Origin of the sequence: Mesorhizobium sp. M0563, assembly GCF_040321065.1 — a bacterium.
Lineage (GTDB): Bacteria > Pseudomonadota > Alphaproteobacteria > Rhizobiales > Rhizobiaceae > Mesorhizobium.
Map to the genome: position 1 here is coordinate 18,825 of NZ_JAMYQV010000003.1, position 21,143 is coordinate 39,967.

A 21,143-nucleotide genomic window follows, 5' to 3' on the forward strand; every position below is an offset into this window, starting at 1 on the left:
CATGCTCGCTGACCCCTCATCGCAAACGCGAGGCCGAGGGAACGCTGTCGCAAGTGCCGGCGCTCAATCCGTTTCATATCCCCTCTCGCCAGTGACAACCATCAAGACCATCGACGGAGAAGCTGTCCGAGCCGTGGCATCCGCGGGCCGCGATCGAAAGCATTTCCTTAACCCTGGCGGTTCAGGATCTGGCTTTGGCCAGCAAGGACCTGCTGTTTGAAAACGCCGGCGCACCCCCTTGTCCGCTCAGCGCTTCTCCTTGTCGCGGCCGCGATAACCCTGGCGCTGACGCCGGCAAGGGCCTCGGATTTCTCCGAACCGTGGAAGGATGCGGACCGGGCGCTGGTCGTCGACGCCTACGAATACAATTCCATTGACTGGACCCGGCTAGCTGCCGACAAGCGTCTTGTCGGCTTCATCAACAAGGCATCCGACGGAATGCCGCCACCCTATTTCTGTTTCGGCGACGAGACCGAGATGCGTCTGTGCAAGACGCTTTGGAAGCGCCATGCGATGGCACAGGAACTGTTCCAGACGCGCAAGGTGGTGGCCAAGGCGCTGGGCTTGAAATGGGGTGCCTATCATCTCGCCCGCCCCGGCAACCCCGTGGGACAGGCCAATAATTTCATCAATTTCGTGAAACCCGGGCCGGATGACCTGCTTGCCCTCGACATCGAGGACGATGATCCCACCCAATGGATGTCGCTCGAGGATGCCGAGGAATTCGTGCGCCATGTGCATCGTCGGGTTGGCCGCTTTCCGGTGCTCTACACCAACGGCACGACCGCCAGGCATATCGCCGACAATAAGTATAAATACCCGCTCCTGTCCCGGTTGCCGCTGTGGTACGCGCGTTATAAGCCAGACATCGATGTGCATTTTCCGATGGGCAACTGGCAGGGCTATGCGCTCTGGCAGTTTTCGGCGCGAGCAAATTGCGGCCGGTTCCGCTGTCCCTACAGGGTTGCGGGCACGCCCAACGATATCGATGTCAGCGTCGCGCCGATGAACGCGACGGAATTGCGCGCACAGTGGCCGTTCGGCGGCCTGATCGACGTGCAGCCGGATTATCTCGCCTCGATACCGGTGCCGCTCTCACGCGAGGCGGGGCTCGCCGGCACTGCCATGACCTATGCCACAGTGGTAGCACCCGCGAGCCTCGAGCAACTGGTCGCGGTATTTAGGACGCGCTTGGCCAGGTTCAGCAGCGGCTTTCAAATGCCTGCGGCGAAGGCGGCGCCGAGCCTTCCGCGCGGGATTGCCGAATATGTTGCCTGGACGCGAAACGAAGAGCGCCTGGCATCGGTGTCTGGAATTGCCCCCACCGCCGATGCGGTCAGCAGCGTCTCGACCGTATTCGGCCGCGGCCTGCGCTGAGGCTGAGGGCCGCCTGAAGCGTCAGTTCGCCTGCTCGCGCGCCACCGCCAGCCAGCCAATGTCGCGGCGGCAAAAGCCTTGCGGCCAGTCGATCCGGTCGAGCGCGGCGTAAGCCTTCTTCTGCGCCTCGCCGACGGTGCGGCCGGTCGCCGTGACGTTGAGCACGCGACCGCCATTGGCGACGAGTGCGCCGCCGTTGATTGCGGTGCCGGCGTGAAAAATCTCGACGCCCTCACCTGCCGCCGCCTCGACGCCGCGAATGACCGAGCCCTTTTCCGGCGTGCCGGGATAACCCCTGGCTGCCATCACCACGGTGAGCGCCGCCTCGTCGCGCCAGCGCACCGAGGTGTGCGCCAGCTGGCCGTCGGCGGCGGCGTTGAGCAGGACCAGGAGATCGTCCTTCAGCCGCATCATCAGCACCTGGCATTCCGGGTCGCCGAAACGGGTGTTGTATTCGATCAGCTTCGGCCCGCTGTCTGATATCATCAGCCCGGCGAACAGCACGCCGGAAAACGGCGCGCCTGTTTCAGCCATGCCGCGCATGGTCGGCTCGACGATCTCGCGCATGGTTCGGTCGATCATCTCCGGCGTCATCACCGGCGCCGGCGAATAGGCGCCCATGCCGCCGGTGTTGGGGCCGGTGTCGCCGTCACTGAGGCGCTTATGATCCTGCGCGCTGCCGAAGGGCAGCGCGGTGATGCCGTCGCAAAGGCAGAAGAAGCTTGCCTCTTCGCCGCTGAGAAACTCCTCGACCACCACTTCGGCGCCGGCCTGGCCGAAGGAGCCGTCGAAACAGGCGTCGAGCGCGGCCAGCGCCTCGTCAAGCGTCATGGCGACGGTGACGCCCTTGCCGGCAGCGAGGCCGTCGGCCTTGATGACGATCGGCGCACCCATTCTCTCGACATAGGCCTTGGCCGAAGCCAGATCGCCGAAGCGGCCATAGGCGGCGGTCGGGATGCCGTATTTGGCGCAGAGGTCCTTGGTGAACCCCTTCGAGCCTTCCAGCCGTGCCGCTGCCTTTGACGGGCCGAAGACGCGGATGCCCTCGGCGCGAAGGTCGTCGGCAATGCCGGCGACCAGCGGCCCTTCCGGGCCGACCACGACGAGGTCTATTTCTTTCTCGCGGCAAAACCGGACCACCGCTGCATGATCCGAAACATCGAGCCTCACCAGCTCGGCTTCGCCGCCGATGCCCGGATTGCCGGGCGCCGCGTAGAGTTTGGTCAGCAGCGGCGACGCCGCCATCTTCCAGGCCAACGCATGTTCTCGTCCGCCGGAGCCGATCAGCAAAACACGCATGCCTGGATCCCTTGCCCGTTCCGATCAGGACTGCGCTATTGCGCCCCGGGCGGCGGGTCAAGACATTTGGCTGTCCGCGGCGGCGATTCCGCGCCGCGAGCGGATCCGGCCTGCTTGACGCTTGACGGCATTCGCCTCTGCTGCCACTCCAGCAAAATGGAAACCGTCCAGTCGAAAGCGGCCCAGGGCCGCGTCGCCGATGCGCCGAGCGGCCACTGGGTCTATCGCGCGCTGCCGCGGGGGTTGTGGCCCTATGCGCAGCTTGCCCGATGGGACCGGCCGATCGGCTGGCAATTGCTGCTGTGGCCATGCTGGTGGTCGGCTGCACTTGCCGCGAGTGCTTATCCGCGTCCGACGGACCCGCTGCTCTCGCTGCTGCCGTCGCCGTGGTATCTGCTGCTGTTTTTTCTTGGCGCGTTCGCCATGCGTGGCGCCGGCTGCACCTACAACGACCTAGTCGACGAGGACATCGACAACCAGGTGGAACGCACACGCTCGCGACCGCTGCCGGCCGGCAAGGTTACGCGCCGGCAGGCCTGGATGTTTGTTGTCTTGCAGGCACTGGTCGGCCTCGCCGTGCTTTTGCAGTTCAACAGCTTGGCCATCTTGCTCGGCATCGGCTCGCTGGTCATCGTCGCCATCTACCCGTTCATGAAGCGGTACACCAATTGGCCGCAACTGGTTCTCGGTCTTGCCTTTTCCTGGGGGGCGCTGATGGGATGGGCGGTCGAGTTCGGCGATCTCGATGGGCCGGCAATCATGCTCTATATCGGCTCGATCCTGTGGGTGATCGGCTATGACACGATCTATGCGCATCAGGACAAGGAGGACGACGCCATCGTCGGCGTGCGCTCGACGGCGCGCCTGTTCGGCGACAACACCAAGGGCTGGCTTGCCGGACTTTATGGCGGAGCGCTGGTCTGCTTCGCCATTGCTTTCGCCTCGGCGCAGGCACCGGTGCCGGCGCTCGCCGGGCTGATTGCCGCCGGCGCCCATCTGGCGCGGCAGATCGGCGTGCTCGACATCGACGATCCGGACCAGTGCCTGAGGCTGTTCAGATCGAACAACCAGGTCGGCTGGCTGATCTTCCTCGGCCTGATCGGCGGCGCGGTTTGGGTGGCGCTGAAGCCGCTGGTTTAGGAGCCTTTTCCCTTCTCCCCCTGTGGGAGAAGGTGGATTGGCGCGTAGCGCCAAGACGGTTGAGGGGTGTTGGAAGAAATGAGGCGTTGGCGGTCCCTGGAACACCCCTCATCCGACCGAGCTCCGCTCGGCCACCTTCTCCCACAGGGGGAGAAGGAAGAGGCGCTCAGGCCTATTCCCGCGAAATAAGCTCCTCGCCGCCGATGACCAGCCTGAGGCCGAGGTCGCCGGCGCGGCGGCGGGCGAGGAAGCGCGGGCGGCGCATGGTCGAGACGCGACCTTTGCGACGGTCCTGCGCCGGGAGCGCCTTGATGGCGGCGCCGAGCGATTCTTCCAGCGTGCGGGCAATGCCGTCGGCCTCGATCAGAAGCATCGGCAGGCGGTAGGCGTCGGCCCAGGCGCGCCAGTCGGCGGCGACGTCGTCGAGATCGTCGGCGACCAGCAGCGGCACCGACAGCATCGGGTCGTTGTGCAGAAGCTCAAGCGTCACTGTGACATTGCCATCCGGATCCTCCATGGCGCGGGCGGCGACGCCGCGAAACGCGTTGGCGGGCAGAGCGATGATCGCCGGCACGCCACTCATCTCCAGCGTGCGGCGGATAACCGCGCCGCGCTGATCGATGGTGAAGGTAACGTCGCCATAGTCGTCGCGCGTGGCGTAGCTCACCACCTGCGGCAGGCGGAATGGGTCGAGGCGCATATTGCGCCCGGCCCAGACTGGCTTCAGTCCAGTGTTCATATCGTGCCTTTCCTGTTTCTCCTGAGAGCCGGTGTTTCCGGATCTCCGGGCCGGTTTTCCCAGCCTCGTTGTGGAGAAACATTAGCGCGAGCTTCTTATCCTCGCGCTTAAGAAAGTCGGTTAAATTTTGCTGATCCGAGGCGGATGGTTATCGGAATACGAACCGGCGCGGGCCGGCGAAAGGATCAGATAACCTTACCGGGATTCATGATGCCGGCGGGATCGAAAGCGGCCTTCACCCTGCGCATCAGCTCGATCGCCATCGGCGGCGCCGTCGCGATCAATTCGTCCCGCTTCAACTGGCCGATGCCGTGCTCGGCCGAGATCGAGCCATGAAACGAGCGCACGACGTCGTGCACGGCCTTGTTCATGACGTGGTAAAGGCCGAGAAACGCCTCGTCGTCACCGTCGACCGGCCGGGAAATGTTGTAGTGCAGATTGCCGTCGCCCATGTGGCCGAAGCAGACGACGCGTGCGCCGGGACTGACCGATTGCACGGCGCCGGCGGCCTTTTCGATGAAGGGCGGGATCGACGCCACCGGCACCGAGATGTCGTGCTTGATCGAGGCACCTTCGGGTCTCTGCGCCTCGGGCAGCACTTCGCGGAAATTCCAGAACGCATCGCCCTGGGCGATGCTTGACGCGATCACCGCATCGCCGACGATCCCTTGCTCGAGGCCTGCCTCCAGCACCTCTTCGATCAGCGCCCGTGCATCCTCGGCCGAGCGGCCCGACGAGATCTGCATCAGCACATACCACGGCCAATCGCCGGCCAGCGGCCGCACTACGCCTTGTGCGTGGGCAAGCGTGAAGTCGTAAGGCCTCTGGCCGATCAGCTCGAAGGCGGTGAGCGCTGCCCCTGCACGGTCCATCGCGAGGCTGAACAGCGACAGTGCCGCCTCCGGCGATGACAGGCCGGCAAACGCCACCTCGCGCCCCTTGGGCTTGGGGAAAAGCTTGAGCACGGCGGCGGTGATGATGCCGAGCGTACCCTCGGCGCCGACGAACAGGTCCTTCAGATCATAACCGGTATTGTCCTTCTTCAGCTTGCGCAGATCGTCGAACACTTCGCCGGTCGGCAGCACCACTTCGACGCCGAGGCAGAGTTCGCGCGCATTGCCGTAGGCAAGCACGCCGGTGCCACCGGCGTTGGAAGAGAGATTGCCGCCGATCTGGCAGGAGCCTTGCGCGGCAAGCGACAGCGGAAACAGCCGGTCGGCGGCATCGGCCGCTTCCTGCAGCGTCTGCAGGATGACGCCGGTTTCGACCGTCACCGTGTTGGACAGGGTATCGATCTCACGGATGCGGTTTAGCCGCGACAGCGACAGCACGATCTCGCGGCCGGACGCGTCCGGCACCTGGGCGCCGACCAGCCCGGTGTTGCCGCTTTGCGGTACAATCGGCATGCCCGTTTCGGTCGCCAGCCGCATGATGCGGCTGATCTCCTCGACGCTGCCCGGCCTCAGCACCAGCGCCGTCCTGCCGTGCCAAAGTCCGCGCCGCTCGGTGAGGTAAGGCGCGATGTCCTGCTGGTCGCGCAGCGCATATTTGTCGCCGACGATTGTCACAAAGCGCGCGATGACGGCAGGATCGAGGTCGGGGGAAATGTCGTTCATGGGTGGAAACTATGGTGCTCAATCCATCTTGTCACGAGGGGCGATCTTGTCACGCGGGGCGGCGGCGCGCGAAAGCCTGTCGTTGATCGCCTCGCCCAGCCCTTCGAACGGGATCGGCTCGACGGCGATGGTTTTGGCGCCGCTGCCATCGAGATCCTGCAGATGAGCGAAGAGATTGCTTGCTGCCTCGCGCAGGTCGCCGGTCTCCGACAAATTGCGCAGTGCGGCTGCATCGCGCCAGCCCTCGGCACGGCGGCGGCCGAAGGCCAGCAAGGCTTCGCCTGTGGCGACCTTGCCGGCATTGAGCCGCACCGCCGCACCCGGAGCGTAATGCGAGGCGAGCATGCCGGGCGCCTCGATGCCCGAAGCGCCGCGCAGCAACTTTGTCCCGGCCACTGCTTCGATCTCTTCGGCGGCAATGCCGCCCGGTCGCAGCAGCCGCAGCTTTCCGGCTTCGACCTTGAGGATGGTCGATTCCAGCCCGACCGGCGTCGCGCCGCCATCGACCACAAGCTTGATCCTGGGACCGAGGTCGGCCGCCACTGCTTCCGCCGTCGTGGCGCTGATCCTGCCCGAGGAATTGGCGCTGGGCGCCGCAAGCGCGCGACCGAACCTGGCAATCAGCTCGCCGCCAAAGCCTTTCGGCATGCGCAGCGCGATGGTGTCCAGACCGGCGGTGACCAGCGGATGAATGCCGTTGCTGGGCCGTTGCGGCAGCACCATCGTCAGCGGCCCCGGCCAGAATACCTGCGCCAATCTTTCCGACAGCGGATCGAACAGCGCGATGCGCTCGGCCATCGCCGGATCGGCTATATGGGCGATCAGCGGGTTGAAGCGAGGTCGGCCCTTGGCTTCGAAGATACGAGCCACGGCAACGCCGTTGGTCGCGTCGCCGGCCAGGCCATAGACGGTCTCGGTCGGTATGGCGACGACGTCGCCGCTTTCGAGCAGCGCCAACGCCCTTTCCATCGCCTCGCCGACGGCACGAATTTCAGCCACTGTCGTCACCTCACGGATGCGGGTGCCTAATACGGCGACGCCGGGCGAGCAAGCCCAGGCATTGGCGAATCGCAAATCGCTAAAATGCTATGTTTCCCCGCAAGCCGGCATCAACTGCCCTCGGCTACGGTGCCGTCTTGTTGGGCAAGGGGAATTATCATGCTTTCGATGCGTATCCTTGGAGCGCTTGGTCTGGCGGTTATGGCCAGCACGGCACAGGCCTCATCGCTGGTTTTTCTCGGGCAAACGACGGCGACGCCTTCGGTTGTAAGTGCCAGCGCGCTCGAACGGGCGAAAACACGGTCGATCGTCGCGCTCGGCGAGAAGTTGCCTGACGTCAATGAAAACGTCACCGATGAAAAGGTCGCGGCAATCCCGAGCCAGCCGAGTCGTGGCTTCGACGGAAGTCCGATGATCATTCGCGGCGGTATCGTCGGCGATGCCTTTGCAACGCCTGCGCCCAAAGCCGCGCCGGCCACCGCTGCCGCGCCCGCCGCGAACAGCAAGGCCGATCCAAAGGTCGCCAGCAAAACCCCTGAGCCGGCAGCGCCGCAGCCGGCGCCGCTAGCAGCTCCCGACCAGCCCAAATAGCGCCACAAGCGATGATTTTTTCCCAGACGTCAGCCGGCTATCTTGGAGAAATCCGCGACCCGGTCGGTCGCCGCGCGGATGCGGGCGAGCAATGCCAGGCGATTGGCGCGCACCGCCTGGTCCTCGTCGTTTACCAGGACTTTCTCAAAGAATGAATCAACCGGCTCGCGCAACACGCTAAGCGCCAGCATGGCGGCGGAAAAGTCTTCGTTTTGAATTCCTTCGCCGGCTTGCCTCTCGGCCTGATTCACCGCCGCGAACAGGGTTTTTTCGGCGCCCTCCCGGAACAGAGCCGGCTCAACGCTGCTTGCGATCGCTGTCGCCTTCTTCTCTTCGGCAGCCACGATGTTGGCCGCGCGCTTGGTGCCGGCAAGCAGGTTCTTGCCGTCCTCGGTGTCGAGGAACGAGCCAAGGGCTTCGACCCGGCGGACGATTTGCAGAAGGTCGTCGTTTTGCGAAGCCCCCTCATCCGGCCGCTTCGCGGCCACCTTCTCCCCGAGGGGAGAAGAGGTCGCCAACGCCGGTGCCAGCCTCTTCTCCCCAGCGGGGAGAAGGTGGCCCGAAGGGCCGGATGAGGGGGCAGCGCCACTCGCCAGCACCGCGTCGATCAGGTCGTGCCGCGCACCCTGATCGCGGAGATAGACTTTGAGGCGATCGTGGAAGAAGGAGAGGAGATTGTTGATCTCTTGCTGCTGCCTTTCTCCGGAACGCTCAAAGGTGTTGTTTGAGATTGCGGAATCGCGTTCGATGACGAGATCGGTAAGCGAATCTCCTCCGAGTTGCTGGTCTAGCTCCGCAGCAATTTCGAACTGTCGGTCGAGTTTGGGATCGCGTATGTGACCTGCAATATCTTCGGACGCGATATTGGCCACAGATTTCAGGGACAACCTAATCCCGTTCTCAATCAGTATCCTCGTTACCCCCAGCGCCGCTCTCCGCAGCGCATAGGGGTCCTTCGATCCGGTCGGTTTTTCGTCGATCGCCCAGAACCCGACCAGCGTATCGAGCTTGTCGGCGAGCGCCACGGCGATCGATACCGGATCAGTCGGCACGCGATCTGACGGCCCCTGCGGCTTGTAGTGCTCCTCGATCGCAGCGGCGACCGACGGATGCTCGCGTTGCAGCAGGGCGTATTTGCGACCCATGGCGCCCTGCAGTTCCGGGAATTCGCCAACCACCTCGGTGGTGAGATCGGCCTTGGCGAGGACGGCAGCGCGACGCGCCAGCGCGGTAATCTCCCCCCTTGAGGGGGAGATGTCGCCGAAGGCGACAGAGGGGATCGGTGCGTCCTGACGCGACTCTCTCTTGTGGACCGAGGATGCCGGCGCTTCACGCGAAGCGACCCCCTCTGGCCTGCCGGCCATCTCCCCCTCAAGGGGGGAGATTGCGCGCACCACGATTGGTGCCAGTTCTTCGGCCAAGCGCGCAATCCGCTCCACCCGCTCGCCCTGCGTGCCGAGCTTGGCATGAAACGTCACATTGAGATGGTCGAGGCGGGCCATGCGCTGGTCGAGCGGCTTGTTGAGGTCAAGCCCGAACTTTTCCGCCGATGCCTGCAACTGGTCGAGATCCGGCAGGTCGCCCTGGTCGGTCTTCCAGAAATAGAGCGCGTCGGACAGGCGGGCGCGCACCACCTTGCCGTTGCCATGGGCGATCTCCTTGCCGCCATCCTTGGCCTCGACATTGGCGGTCAGGATGAAGCGGTTGGAGAGCTCTTCGCCCGCGCCATGCGGCCGCGTCACAAAACACTTCTGGTTGGCGCGGATGGTGAGCCGGATCACCTCGGCCGGAATGGCCAGAAAATCCTGCTCGAATTCGCCCATCAGCACGACGGGCCATTCGACCAGGCCCGACACTTCCTCCAGCAGCCCCTCGTCCTCGACGAGGTCGAGCCCGCTGGCGAAGGCGAGGTTCCTGGCATCGGCAAGAATGATCTCCTTGCGTCGGTCGGCATCGAGCACGACCTTGGCCGCTTCAAGCTTGGCGACGTAATCGTCAAAGCGGCGCACCGTGATGGCGCCCGGCGCATGAAAACGGTGGCCGTAGGTGACGTTGCCTGAGCGGATACCGTCGATCTCGAAATCGACCACCACCGGCTCCTCGGTTTCCGGGCCGAAGGTGCACAGGATCGATTGCAGCGGCCGCACCCAGCGCAGCGACCCGGGCTTGGCCGACGCCGGCCCCCAGCGCATCGATTTCGGCCAGGGGAAGTTGCGGATGATGCCCGGCACCAGCTCGGCGATGATCTGCTCCGCCGACCTGCCCGGCCTGGAAATATGGGCGACATAGAAGTCGCCCTTCTTCGGATCGGAATGGACATGCGCCTCGGCAATCGAGGCAAGGCCGGCCTTGCGCAGAAAACCTTGCACCGCCTGCTCGGGCGCCTTGGTCGAGGGGCCCTTGATCTCCTCGCTGATGTCCTTCGAGCGGGCGGTCAGGCCGCGGATGTCGAGCGCCAACCGACGCGGCGTCCAATGTTCGCGCGCCGCCTCATAGGTCAGCCCGGCTTCGACCAGACCGTCGGTCAAAAGCTTCCTGAGATCGCCGGCCGCCTTGCGCTGCATGCGAGCGGGGATTTCTTCGGAACGAAGTTCTAGAAGCAGGTCAGGCATTGAAAGAGCTCACGCGACAAAAAACAGCCGCCGCTTCGCGGCGTCCTCCCCCATCGAGGCGGAGGTAAGCGGGGCATAGCAACTCGGTCGGCTGCTGTCACCCTTCCCAGCAAGATCGGGCCGGCACGATCAAGGCGTCCAGCGGCGATTTCCGAAAAAATTCAGCCTCCTGTCGGACACGCGCCGGTCCGCCCGTCCTTGGATCAAAGATTTCCATGAACCGAACGCAGCGCTGAAGCGACCAACGCTCAGGCAGAGAGCTATTGGCTGAACGACCATGAAAACGGCATCGACATTCCTGCAGATCCTCGCGCTCAGCGCCTGTTTTACAGCGCAGGTGCACGGTGCCTTCTCGATGCCCGGCGTCCGGCAGGCGCTGCGGACAATAGCCGGTGCAAGCGGCCAAGGCACGTTGCCAATCAGCGCCCCTGTCGAAATCGCCTGGAGCTAAGCCGCCATTCCACCCGCCTGCGTCAGCAGAAACGCCTCGCCGCAGGCTTTGGCCAGATTGCGCACCCGCAAGATGTAGCTCTGGCGCTCGGTGACGGAAATGACGCCGCGTGCGTCGAGCAGGTTGAAGACATGGCTGGCCTTGATGCACTGGTCGTAGGCGGGGAATACCATCCTGTGCATCGCCAGATTGTCGTTCGACGCCGGCGCGCCGGCTTGTAGCAGCGCCTTGCACTCGGCCTCGGCGTCTTCGAAATGCCTGAGCAGCATCACCGTGTTGGCGAATTCGAAATTGTGGCGCGAATATTCCTGCTCGGCCTGCAGGAAGACGTCGCCATAGGTCACCTTGTCGGCGCCTTCGCGGCCGTTGAAGTTGAGGTCGTAGACATTGTCGACGCCCTGCACATACATGGCCAGCCGTTCCAGCCCGTAAGTGAGCTCACCCGCCACCGGCGCGCATTCGATGCCGCAGACCTGCTGGAAATAGGTGAACTGCGACACCTCCATGCCGTCGCACCAGCACTCCCAGCCCAGTCCCCAGGCGCCCAGTGTCGGGCTTTCCCAGTCGTCCTCGACGAAGCGGATGTCGTGCAGCAGCGGATCGATGCCGATCGCGGCCAGCGAGCCGAGGTAAAGCTCCTGCAAATTGGGCGGATTGGGCTTCAGGATCACCTGGTATTGGTAATAATGCTGCAGCCGGTTCGGATTTTCGCCATAGCGGCCGTCCTTGGGGCGGCGCGAGGGCTGGACATAGGCCGCGTTCCAGCGTTTTGGGCCGAGCGCGCGCAATGTCGTTGCCGGATGAAAGGTACCGGCGCCGACTTCCATGTCGTAAGGCTGGAGGACGACGCAGCCATAGTCCGCCCAATAATTATGCAAGGTCAGGATCAGCCCCTGGAACGAGCGGCTGGGATGCGTGTGGGCAGGGATGTCAACGGTCACGGCGGCCTCCGGCGGGATGCGGCACCTCGTAGAGTGCCGCTCCGCGACCGTCAAGGCGATGGGGTCACCCCTTCGGGGCGGGCGCCGGCTCGGGCTTTACGTTCGGGGTTTCCTGCGCCGTGTTGGATTCGATCGGCGGCAGGCCCTTCATCAGCTTTTGCTGCAAGGCGGCAAGCACGTCCGGGTCCGGCTTCAGGTCGCGGGCCTGGTTCCACTGGAAGGTGGCTTCCAGCTTGCGGCCAACGCGCCAGTAGGCGTCGCCGAGGTGATCGTTGAGCACCGGATCCTCCGGCTTCAACGAAACGGCGCGTTCCATTTCGCGCACAGCGTCGTCGAACTGGCCAAGGCGATAATAGGCCCAGCCCAGCGAATCGACGATGTAGCCGTCGCTCGGCCTCAGGTCGACGGCCTTCTGGATCATCGCGAGGCCTTCCTTGAGGTTCATGTCCTTGTCGACCCAGGAATAGCCGAGATAGTTCAAAACCTGCGGCTGGTCGGGGTAGAGCTCCAGCGCCTTGCGGAAATTCGGCTCGGCCTTCGGCCATTCCTTCAGCCGCTCATAGGCGATGCCGCGCTGGTAGAAGATGTTCCAGTTGACGGCGGTCGGCGTCTTCAGCACCTCGACCGCCTTGTCATAAAGATTGGCGGCGGAGCGGAAATCCTCCTTCGAGGAATAGACCCCGCCGAGCGCCAGATAGGCGCGCATGTCGTCGGGATGCGCATCGACGATGGCCTTGAGGTGGGTGATCGCCTCGTCGTTGCGGTCGAGATCGGCAAGGTTGAGGCCGAGCTGCAGGTCCGAAAGCTCCTTCAGCGGCGAACCGGCGGGAATGCGGCGATAGAGCGCGATGGCGCCCTCGCCGTCCTTCAACTGCTCGGCAACGGCGGCAAGCTGAACGAGCGCCGCGTCATTGTCGGGCCGCAGCGCCAGCGCATATTGCAGATAAAGCCGCACGAACGGCTCGCCGCCGCCGCGGTTGAGCGCGGTGGCGAGATCGAGCAGGATTTCCGAGGCGCCGTCCGACGGGCCGGCAGCGAAGGGTTGGATCCTTTCGCCCTTGTTGATCTTGTCGCGAAGGGCTGCAATCTCGACCTTGCCGGGCGCAAATGTCTCGGCCTGGTCGAGCACCGACAGCGCCTTGGCCTTGTCGCCCTTACGGGCGAGGAAAGAGGCGTAGGCCTGCGCGTTGCGCATCCATGTTTCGGGGGCGGCACCGCCGGCGGCCGTGTCCTGCAGGGTGGCGGTGTAGAGCGCATCCGCCCTGTCGGGCAGGCCGGAGGCGTCGGCAATCAAGGCACGGTGGAAGGACTTGAACAGGCCGAACCAGTCGGGGCCCTGCAGCTTGTCGATGGAAGCCATGGCCTCGCCGGCGTCACCCGCACCCTGCTTGGCCCAGCCGGTCATGACGCCGGAAATCAGCCGGTCGAGATCGGATTCGAGCGACAGCTTGAGCCAGTATTCGGCCTTGGAGAAATCCTTCTTGTGGAAGGAATCGATGGCCAGCGCCAGGCGCGAGAAGCGCTCGACATCGGGAACCGCCTTGAGCTTGTCGGCGTAGACCAGGGACTCATCGAAGCGCCCCTGTGCGATCAGCGACAGCATCAGGCTCTGCTGCAGTCCCGTATCGTTCGGATCGAAGGCAAGCGCCTGCTTGTAGTAGGAGACGGCGCTGTCGAGGTCGTTGTCGCCTTCGGCAATCCGGGCAGCGAGATAGGCCCCCGAGAAGGATGTGATCCTGACCGGCTCTGCGGTCTGTTTGGCATGGACCGGCAGAGCCGAGATCGCCATGCCCGTCGCGATTGCCAGCCCCGTCAGCCAGCGCGCATATCCTTGCCGCATCATATCCCTTTCAGCCAAACGCCATCTCCGCGTCAGCGGGATCGCCGTAGACTCGATCTTTACAGGTAAAGCATGGCCTTTTTGGGGTCGTGCTTCAACCCGGCCCGAATTCACAATCGGGTCAAGCAATTAATAAACCATGCCGAAAGGGCCTGAACTGCGACCCTTGACCGCGTGGCGTCCGCTTTGGCGCTGCCTGCGCGTCGCTATTTGCCCGATGCCGTAAGCGATCCATAAGCGCCATCGGTTGAAAGCTTCCGCCATGCAACTTTGCGTGGCAGGATGAGATTTCAATTCTTGCTTCGCCAGCCATGGGGGCGCCGATGCTGGAAGTGCCGCGCGACGAAGAAGCCTTCGCCATCGTCGATCGTATCTACGAAGCAGCGTTCGCCGCCGCCGACGCCGGAGGTCAATCCCAGAAGGGCCGCCGAACAAGCCGGTAAGTGAGGCGTCACGGCCCGGAACTCAGGACGTTTGCGAAAGCCTTGCGTCGAGCGCCTGCATGGCGACGGTGACAAGATCGTGCAGCCGTTTTTTCGGAATGCCGTCGCGTGCCTGCACCGAAAGGCCGTGCATCAGCGTGGCATAATAATCGCCCAACGCCGCGGCGTCGGTGGCCGGCTTCAATTCGCCATCGCGCACGGCCTTTTTCAATCGCTCGACGATCGATGCGGTACGTGCCAGCCGGTGCTCCGCCAGCCATTGCAGCACGGCGTCATTTTCGACGGCGCAATTGGTCGCGGCCGTCACCACCATGCAGCCCTGCGGCCGCCCCGGCCGCGTATAGATTTCGACGGCGTCGCGAAGCATGCGCTCGATGACGCGCCGGACGTTTGGTTCTTCCTGCAGCGCGCGCGTGGCGAAGCCGCCCTCATTGGCTTCGTAAAGCGCCACCGCTTCGCGAAACAGGTCCTCCTTCGAGCCGAAGGCGGCATAGATGCGCGCCGATGCGAGGCCAAGCGCCGATACGAGATCGGCCATCGAGGTGCCCTCGTAGCCGCGTCTCCAAAAGGCGTCGCGGGCTTTCTCAAGCGCCTGGTCGCGGTCGAATTCCCTTGGCCTGCCTGCCATGGCGGTCTCCAATTTTTGTCGATCAACAAATAATCCGCTTGACTTCGGATTGCAAATCTCAATTCTTTGTCGATCATTAAATAATTGTCGACAAGGAGACCGGCATGAGTTCACTCGATCAAGGCGCGCCGCTCGGGGCGATGGCAGCGCAAGGAACAACCAGCGCGAAGCGCGGCGCAACGCTGGCGCTGCTCGCCTTCGCGCAGCTCATCATCGCGCTCGACCTCAACATCGTCTTCGTGGCGTTGCCGGAGATCGGCGCCGGCCTCGGATTTTCAGGCCAGACCCTGCAATGGGTGGTCAGCGCCTATACCGTGTTCACCGGCGGCTTCCTACTGTTCGGCGGCCGGGCCGCCGACCTGATCGGCCAGCGCCGCGTCTTCATCTTCGCGCTCTGGCTCTACGCGCTCTCGTCCCTGGTCGGCGGCCTCGCATGGTCGCCGCAAATCATCATTGCGGCCCGCGCCGTGCAAGGCATCGGCGGCGCCTTCCTGTTTCCGGCGACGCTGTCGCTGATCAACCGTCTGTTCGCCGAAGGACCGGAACGCAACCGGGCGCTCGCCGTCTGGGGTGGCGCAGGCGCCAGCGGCCTGACGCTCGGTTCGCTTGCCGGCGGGTTTCTGACCAGCGCCTTCGGCTGGCCGTCGGTCTTCTACGTCAACGTGCTTTTGGCCGGGATCGCCATCATCGCGGCTTTCGCCATCATTCCGCGCGATCCGAAGCCGCACGAGCACCGCAGCTTCGATCTGCCGGGCGCGCTGACCGTCACCGCCGGCGCGACCTTGCTTGTCGTCACACTGGTTCAGGGGCCCGAATATGGCTGGGGATCGACCGCAATCATCGTCAGTGCAGCACTGGCGGCATTCTTCCTGATCGCTTTCACGATGATCGAGGCGAAGAGCGCCGATCCGCTGATGCCGCTGCGCCTGTTCCACAACCGCAGCCTCGTCGCCGGCATGACGATCACCTTCCTCTACATGGCCACTTTCGGAGCGCTGCCCTACTTCCTCACCGTGCTGTTGCAGAACGTGCACGGCTTCACCGCCTTGCAGACGGGCCTCGCCTTTCTCGTGCCGTCGGTCGCCATCGCCACCGGCACGCAAGCCGGCGAGCGTCTGGCGACGCGCTTTTCGACGCGCAGCACGCTGGTCGGCGGCATGATCGTCGGCGCGGTAGGCACAGCATTGATGGTATCAGGCGCGACCGCGGAGAGCAGCTATCTGTCCCTCGTACCCGGCCTGATCGTCTCCGGCGTCGGACAAGGCATCGTCTGGACAGCAATGTGGATTGCCGCCGCTTCCGGCGTTGCGCATGATCAGCAAGGCGTCGCCTCGGGGATGGCTTCGACGACACTCAATGTCGGCAATGCCGTCGGCATGGCCGTGCTGATTGCGATTGCGAACAGCCAAATCGGCGAATTGTCCGGCAATGCCTTGAAAATTGCCGTCGCCGACGGCATCCAGGTCGCCTTCTGGCTCGCGGCGGCGGGCATCGTCGTCAGCCTGCTCGCAGCAATGGTTCTTCCGGCAAAGGCGCGATGAGAACAGGCGCGGGCGCCGACGCCTGTCAATTCACCCGGCTGATGCAGAAATCGATGACGTCGATCAGCGCCGATTTCTGCGGCGTCGCCTCGAGCGGCGCCAGCGCGTCACGGGCGATCTCGCCGAAGTGGCGGGCGCGTCCGATGGTGTCGGCAATTGCGCCGTGGCGGAGCATCAGGCCGACGGCCTTCTCCAGTCCGGCATCGTCGGCGGCATTGTCCTCGATGGCGCGTTTCCAGAAGCTGCGCTCGGCCTTTGTGCCGCGCCGATAGGCGAGGATCACCGGCAGCGTCACCTTGCCCTCGCGGAAATCGTCGCCGACATTCTTGCCGAGGTCCTTGCTGGTGCCGCCGTAATCCAGCGCATCATCGATCAGTTGGAAGGCAAGGCCGAGATTCATGCCGTAGGAGCGGAGTGCTGCGCGATCATTGCGCGTCGCCTGGGCGATGACCGGGCCGACCTCGGCGGCGGCCGAAAACAGCGCCGCGGTCTTGGCCTTGATCACGGCGAAATGCTCATCCTCGGTGGTCTCGAGGTTTTTGGCGGCGGCGAGCTGCATCACCTCGCCTTCGGCGATGACCGAAGCCGCACTCGACAGGATGTCGAGCGCTTCCAGCGAGCCGACATCGACCATCATGCGAAAGGCCTGGCCGAGCAGGAAATCGCCGACCAAAACACTGGCCTGGTTACCCCAGATCATGCGCGCCGTCTTCTTGCCGCGCCGCATGCCGCTTTCGTCGACAACGTCGTCGTGGAGAAGTGTCGCGGTGTGCATGAATTCGACCGAGGTGGCGAGCTTGACGTGGCCGTCACCGGAATAGCCGAACATCTGGGCGGCGGCGAGCGTCAGCATCGGCCGCAGCCGTTTGCCGCCGGACGAGATCAAGTGGTTGGCAATCTCCGGGATCATCTCGACGTCGGAGCCGGCCTTCGACAGGATCAGTTCATTGACGCGCCCCATGTCGGCGGCGGTCAGGTCGATAAGGTCCTTGATCGAGGCGGCTTCCCGCTTCCCGTTTTCAATGTTGAGAACGACACCCACGGCAAAACTCCCAACCTCGATATGCACGACGGCAACATGGTCCCTGGACAGACTCTAGGGCGGCAGCCACCGGTGCGGCAAGAGGCGAATTGGCGCGGCGGCTCTGGTACATAATCACGTCCACGTTTACATCAACGCCGCAAACTGCGAGTTTCATTCGATGATAGAGCTCATCCGCACCAACGACGCCGTCATCATTTCCTTTGTCGAATCGCTGATGCGCGATGCCGGCATCGGCTTTTTCGTCGCCGACCAGAACATGAGCGTGCTCGACGGCTCGATCGGCATTCTGCCCCGCCGTGTCATGGTGGACGCCGACAAGGCCGATGCGGCGCGGCGCATCCTGACGGATGCCGGCATCGCCAACGAGATCCGCCAAAAATAATGTCCGCGTCGCCCGCTGCCCTTGTCCCGGACATGCCGGCTCATACGGTCGATGCCTTCCATCGCGGTCGCTTCTGGCTGGTGCAGCCGAGAAAGGCAGGCCACCGCGCCGGCATGGATGCGATGATGCTGGCGGCTGCCGTGCCGTCCTCGTTCGCCGGGCGGCTTGCAGACTTTGGCGCGGGTGCCGGTGCCGCCGGCCTGGCGGTACTGTCGCGCTGCCCCGGTGCCGAGGCAGTGCTCGTCGAGCGTTCTCCGGAAATGGCGGCCTTCGCCACAACCACGCTTGCCCATCCCGGCAACGCGCATCTCAGCGACCGCGCCTCGGTGCTCGTCGCCGATGTCGCGCTGTCGGGCCGGGCGCGAATGGCCGCCGGCCTCGAGGATAACAGCTTCGATTTCGTCATCATGAACCCGCCGTTCAATGCCGCCGAGGATCGCGCGACGCCCGATCCGCTGAGAAAGGCCGCGCATGTCGCGGAGGACGGGCTGTTCGACAGCTGGATCCGCAGCGCGGCGGCGGTGGTCAGGCCGGGCGGCGGGCTGGCCGTCATTGCCCGGCCGGAACAGCTCGGCGCCATCCTCGATGCCATTGCCGGCCGCTTCGGCGATGCCGAGATGCTGGCCGTCCATCCTCGCCCCGAAGCGGCAGCGATCCGCATCGTCGTCCGGGCAGCACTCGGCGCACGCGGCAAGCTGTCGATCCGGCCGCCGCTGATGCTGCATGCCTATTCAGGCAATGGCCCCTCGGAACGGGCAGAGCTGATCAATAACGGGTTGGCGTCGCTGTTCGGAGACTGATCCATTTTGATTGCCGGGGTGACGGCATTGCCGTTGGCCGGCGAATTCCTACATGCCTCAAGCAAATCGACCGGAGACAGCCCCCTCGTGAAACGTCTTTTCAATCGCCTGCTGCCGAAATCCTGGCGCTCGAACGTCGTCACCATTCCGGTCATCCGGCTGCACGGCACCATCATGCCCGGCGGCGGCCAGTTCCGGCCGAGCCTGTCGCTGGCGTCGACTGCCGGCCTTCTCGAAAAGCTGTTTTCCTTCGACGCGCCGGCGGTCGCCATCTCGATCAATTCGCCAGGCGGCTCGCCGGTGCAGTCGCGGCTGATTTTCAGGCGCATCCGCGACCTGGCAACGGAGAAAAACAAGAAGGTCCTGGTCTTCGTCGAGGACGTGGCGGCATCGGGCGGCTACATGATCGCGGTCGCCGGCGACGAGATCTTTGCCGACCCGTCCTCCATCGTCGGCTCGATCGGCGTGGTGTCGGCCTCGTTCGGCTTTCCGGAGCTGTTGAAGAAGATCGGCGTCGAGCGCCGCGTCCACACCGCCGGCCAGAACAAGGCGGTGCTCGACCCGTTCAAACCGGAAAAGAAGGAAGACGTCGAGCGCCTGAAGGCGCTGCAGCTCGAGGTCCACGAGACCTTCATCGATCTCGTCAAGGATAGGCGCGGCAGCAAGCTCAAGGACGATCCCGACCTGTTCACCGGCCTGTTCTGGACGGCCAAGAAGGGGCTCGAGCTCGGGCTGGTCGATGCCCTCGGCGACATGCGCAGCGTGCTGAAAAGCCGTTTCGGGCCGAAGACCCAGCTCAAGCTGATCACCGCGCCGCGCGGCCTGTTCGGCCGCTTCGGCCTGTTCGGCTCGAGTTTTTCGGCGCCCGATATTGCCGCCGCCGCGGCAAGCGGCGTCATCGATGCGGCGGAAGAGCGCGCGCTGTGGGCGCGCTTCGGGCTTTGAAAAGCCGGTGAAAGCGTCTAGCATACATCATCAACCGACCCGACCGGCCGTCTTGCCGGCCTTGCGAGGGAGAGTTTGACATGCCGCAGATCATCTTCTTCGCCGTCGTCGGCATTGCCGCCTATTTCGGCTACCGCTCCTTCGTCAGGGAAGCCGAGCGGGTGACCGCCAAGGTGCGGCGTACCGAAAAGCAAGCCGCCAACGGTACGATGGGAACGCTGGTCAAGGATCCGAAGACCGGCGAATACCGTCTGGCCAAGGATTGACCGTCGTCTCCCTCGCGGCCGAGCCAGTGGATTCCGAGACCAGCATCCGGGCATCGCATGCGCACGCCAAGATAAATCTCGCGCTGCACGTCACCGGCCGGCGCGCCGACGGTTATCACACGATCGAAAGCCTGGCTGTGTTCACGCGCTTCGGCGACCGCATCGAGACGGAACTTGCCGACAGCGACGGGTTTTCCGTGTCCGGCAAATACGCCTCCGCGGTACCGGCCGACGACAATAATCTGGTGGCGAAAGCGCGCGACGCGCTGCGTCGCGAGGCCGGTCCCCAGCATGCGCCGGCTGTCGCCATCAGGCTCGAAAAGAACCTGCCGGTCGCGTCCGGCGTCGGCGGCGGGTCGAGCGACGCGGCGGCTGTGCTGCGTGCTCTGGTCCAGGCCTGGAGGCTCGACATCGGCGATGCCGAACTGGCGCGGATCGGCCTGTCGCTTGGCGCCGACGTGCCGATGTGCCTCGCAGCCAAGCCGCTGATAGCCCGCGGCATCGGCGACGAGCTGACGCTCGTGCGGAGTTTCCCGGCCCTGGGTCTGGTGCTCGTCAATCCAGGAACTGCCGTCTCGACGGCCGAAGTGTTCGAGGCGCTTGGCCGCCGCGACAATGCGGGGCTGCCGCCGCTGCCGCACAGCCTCGACTTCCACAGCATCCGCAACTGGCTGGAGATCACCCGCAACGATCTCGAGCCTGCGGCGCGTGCAATCCAGCCCGCCATCGGCAAGGCGCTTTCTGTGCTCAACAAGGCTGGAGCCGGTTTTGCCAGAATGTCTGGTTCCGGCGCCACCTGTTTCGGGCTGTTCGAGACCGGCAATGTGGCCAAGCGCGCGGCCGTCGATATCCGCAGCCGCCATCCCGACTGGTTTGTCGCCGCGACGCGAAGCATGACATCGGAGGCTGATGCGCATGGCCAGGATTGACGAGAGCCGCCCCTTCGTTCCCGTACGCATCGCGGTACTGACCGTTTCAGATACGCGCAGCCTCGCCGACGACAAATCCGGGCAGACCCTGGCCGACCGCATCACCGAGGCCGGCCACATCCTCGCCGCTCGTGACATCGTCACCGACGACCGCGACAAGATCCGCGACAAGGTTTTGGGCTGGTCGAAGGACGATGCGATCGATGTCGTCATCACCACCGGCGGCACCGGCTTCACCGGCCGCGACGTGACGCCGGAGGCGCTGGAGCCGATCTTCGAAAAGCGCATGGACGGCTTTTCCGAAGTGTTCCACTGCATCTCCTACGACAAGATCGGCACTTCGACGATCCAGAGCCGGGCAACCGGCGGCGTCGTCAACGCCACCTTCGTCTTCGTGTTGCCGGGCTCGCCCGGCGCCTGCAAGGACGCCTGGGACGGCATTTTGAAGCCGCAGCTCGACTATCGGCACATGCCCTGCAACTTCGTCGAGATCATGCCGCGCCTGGACGAGCATTTGCGGCGCGGCTGAGACGGAGCGAGGTATCAGCCGGGCGATCCC

The 21,143-nt window shown here is 64.4% G+C and carries 20 protein-coding genes; 11 read left to right on the plus strand and 9 right to left on the minus strand.

The genetic code is table 11. From position 1 onward, the window contains the following. Positions 1 to 216: 216 nt before the first annotated feature. Positions 217 to 1,377, plus strand: a complete 1,161-nt coding sequence (locus tag NKI50_RS05415; protein WP_502895964.1) for a glycoside hydrolase family 25 protein — start codon at positions 217 to 219, stop codon at positions 1,375 to 1,377. Positions 1,378 to 1,398: 21 nt separating this feature from the next. Here NKI50_RS05415 and purD read toward each other — a convergent pair whose 3' ends face one another. Continuing rightward, the gene (purD, locus tag NKI50_RS05420) at positions 1,399 to 2,676 is read right to left on the minus strand and encodes a phosphoribosylamine--glycine ligase (RefSeq protein WP_352715695.1); all 1,278 of its coding nucleotides are present in this window, start codon (positions 2,674 to 2,676) and stop codon (positions 1,399 to 1,401) included. A 156-nt stretch (positions 2,677 to 2,832) separates the two neighbouring features. Between purD and ubiA the strand changes: the two genes are divergently transcribed. Next, positions 2,833 to 3,816 carry a 4-hydroxybenzoate octaprenyltransferase gene (gene ubiA, locus NKI50_RS05425; RefSeq protein WP_023716876.1) on the plus strand — a complete coding sequence of 328 codons (984 nt, stop codon included), beginning with the start codon at positions 2,833 to 2,835 and terminating at the stop codon, positions 3,814 to 3,816. 172 nt (positions 3,817 to 3,988) lie between these two features. Here the strand turns inward: ubiA and NKI50_RS05430 are convergent, their stop codons facing one another. The 3 genes from NKI50_RS05430 to NKI50_RS05440 form a co-directional block, all read right to left on the minus strand. Then, positions 3,989 to 4,555: a DUF6101 family protein gene (locus tag NKI50_RS05430; protein WP_023674094.1), complete on the minus strand. Its 567-nt coding sequence runs from the start codon at positions 4,553 to 4,555 to the stop codon at positions 3,989 to 3,991. 185 nt (positions 4,556 to 4,740) lie between these two features. After that, positions 4,741 to 6,171, minus strand: coding sequence for an FAD-binding oxidoreductase (locus NKI50_RS05435; RefSeq protein ID WP_023716875.1), 1,431 nt, complete (start codon positions 6,169 to 6,171; stop codon positions 4,741 to 4,743). 18 nt (positions 6,172 to 6,189) lie between these two features. Continuing rightward, the gene (locus tag NKI50_RS05440) at positions 6,190 to 7,170 is read right to left on the minus strand and encodes an L-threonylcarbamoyladenylate synthase (RefSeq protein WP_023716874.1); all 981 of its coding nucleotides are present in this window, start codon (positions 7,168 to 7,170) and stop codon (positions 6,190 to 6,192) included. A 159-nt stretch (positions 7,171 to 7,329) separates the two neighbouring features. Here NKI50_RS05440 and NKI50_RS05445 point away from each other — a divergent pair, with 159 nt between their 5' ends. Further along, complete coding sequence (locus NKI50_RS05445; protein ID WP_023716873.1) at positions 7,330 to 7,761, plus strand: hypothetical protein; 432 nt, start codon at positions 7,330 to 7,332, stop codon at positions 7,759 to 7,761. Positions 7,762 to 7,790: 29 nt separating this feature from the next. Here the strand turns inward: NKI50_RS05445 and glyS are convergent, their stop codons facing one another. Then, positions 7,791 to 10,373 carry a glycine--tRNA ligase subunit beta gene (glyS, locus tag NKI50_RS05450; protein WP_023716872.1) on the minus strand — a complete coding sequence of 861 codons (2,583 nt, stop codon included), beginning with the start codon at positions 10,371 to 10,373 and terminating at the stop codon, positions 7,791 to 7,793. Positions 10,374 to 10,650: 277 nt separating this feature from the next. Between glyS and NKI50_RS05455 the strand changes: the two genes are divergently transcribed. After that, positions 10,651 to 10,824 (plus strand): hypothetical protein, encoded by a 174-nt coding sequence (locus NKI50_RS05455; RefSeq protein WP_023716871.1) that lies wholly within the window; start codon positions 10,651 to 10,653, stop codon positions 10,822 to 10,824. Here the strand turns inward: NKI50_RS05455 and NKI50_RS05460 are convergent. From NKI50_RS05460 to NKI50_RS05470, 3 genes are all read right to left on the minus strand, one after another. After that, positions 10,821 to 11,765: a glycine--tRNA ligase subunit alpha gene (locus tag NKI50_RS05460; protein WP_023716870.1), complete on the minus strand. Its 945-nt coding sequence runs from the start codon at positions 11,763 to 11,765 to the stop codon at positions 10,821 to 10,823. The two genes, NKI50_RS05455 and NKI50_RS05460, sit on opposite strands and share 4 nt — an antisense overlap. 64 nt (positions 11,766 to 11,829) lie before the next feature. Next, positions 11,830 to 13,605: a tetratricopeptide repeat protein gene (locus tag NKI50_RS05465; protein ID WP_023716869.1), complete on the minus strand. Its 1,776-nt coding sequence runs from the start codon at positions 13,603 to 13,605 to the stop codon at positions 11,830 to 11,832. 465 nt (positions 13,606 to 14,070) lie between these two features. Continuing rightward, positions 14,071 to 14,676, minus strand: coding sequence for a TetR/AcrR family transcriptional regulator (locus tag NKI50_RS05470; RefSeq protein WP_023716867.1), 606 nt, complete (start codon positions 14,674 to 14,676; stop codon positions 14,071 to 14,073). 104 nt (positions 14,677 to 14,780) lie between these two features. Here NKI50_RS05470 and NKI50_RS05475 point away from each other — a divergent pair, with 104 nt between their 5' ends. Then, complete coding sequence (locus tag NKI50_RS05475; RefSeq protein ID WP_352715698.1) at positions 14,781 to 16,217, plus strand: MFS transporter; 1,437 nt, start codon at positions 14,781 to 14,783, stop codon at positions 16,215 to 16,217. Between the two features lie 25 nt (positions 16,218 to 16,242). Here NKI50_RS05475 and NKI50_RS05480 read toward each other — a convergent pair whose 3' ends face one another. Beyond that, on the minus strand, positions 16,243 to 17,259 hold the full coding sequence (locus NKI50_RS05480; protein WP_023716865.1) for a polyprenyl synthetase family protein: 1,017 nt from the start codon (positions 17,257 to 17,259) through the stop codon (positions 16,243 to 16,245). Positions 17,260 to 17,419: 160 nt separating this feature from the next. Between NKI50_RS05480 and NKI50_RS05485 the strand changes: the two genes are divergently transcribed. The 6 genes from NKI50_RS05485 (at position 17,420) to moaB (ending at position 21,113) form a co-directional block, all read left to right on the plus strand. Next, positions 17,420 to 17,644: a putative signal transducing protein gene (locus tag NKI50_RS05485; RefSeq protein ID WP_023716864.1), complete on the plus strand. Its 225-nt coding sequence runs from the start codon at positions 17,420 to 17,422 to the stop codon at positions 17,642 to 17,644. Further along, positions 17,644 to 18,444, plus strand: a complete 801-nt coding sequence (locus NKI50_RS05490; RefSeq protein WP_352483733.1) for a tRNA1(Val) (adenine(37)-N6)-methyltransferase — start codon at positions 17,644 to 17,646, stop codon at positions 18,442 to 18,444. The genes NKI50_RS05485 and NKI50_RS05490 overlap by 1 nt, the downstream gene beginning before the upstream one ends. An 87-nt stretch (positions 18,445 to 18,531) precedes the next feature. Beyond that, positions 18,532 to 19,389, plus strand: coding sequence for a S49 family peptidase (locus NKI50_RS05495; protein WP_023716862.1), 858 nt, complete (start codon positions 18,532 to 18,534; stop codon positions 19,387 to 19,389). 80 nt (positions 19,390 to 19,469) lie between these two features. Continuing rightward, positions 19,470 to 19,655 carry a membrane protein gene (locus NKI50_RS05500; RefSeq protein ID WP_023674078.1) on the plus strand — a complete coding sequence of 62 codons (186 nt, stop codon included), beginning with the start codon at positions 19,470 to 19,472 and terminating at the stop codon, positions 19,653 to 19,655. Positions 19,656 to 19,681: 26 nt separating this feature from the next. Then, the gene (locus NKI50_RS05505) at positions 19,682 to 20,584 is read left to right on the plus strand and encodes a 4-(cytidine 5'-diphospho)-2-C-methyl-D-erythritol kinase (protein ID WP_352716018.1); all 903 of its coding nucleotides are present in this window, start codon (positions 19,682 to 19,684) and stop codon (positions 20,582 to 20,584) included. Beyond that, positions 20,571 to 21,113, plus strand: a complete 543-nt coding sequence (gene moaB / locus NKI50_RS05510; RefSeq protein ID WP_352715701.1) for a molybdenum cofactor biosynthesis protein B — start codon at positions 20,571 to 20,573, stop codon at positions 21,111 to 21,113. Before NKI50_RS05505 ends, moaB begins: the two co-directional genes overlap by 14 nt. The last annotated feature ends 30 nt before the right edge of the window (positions 21,114 to 21,143 follow it).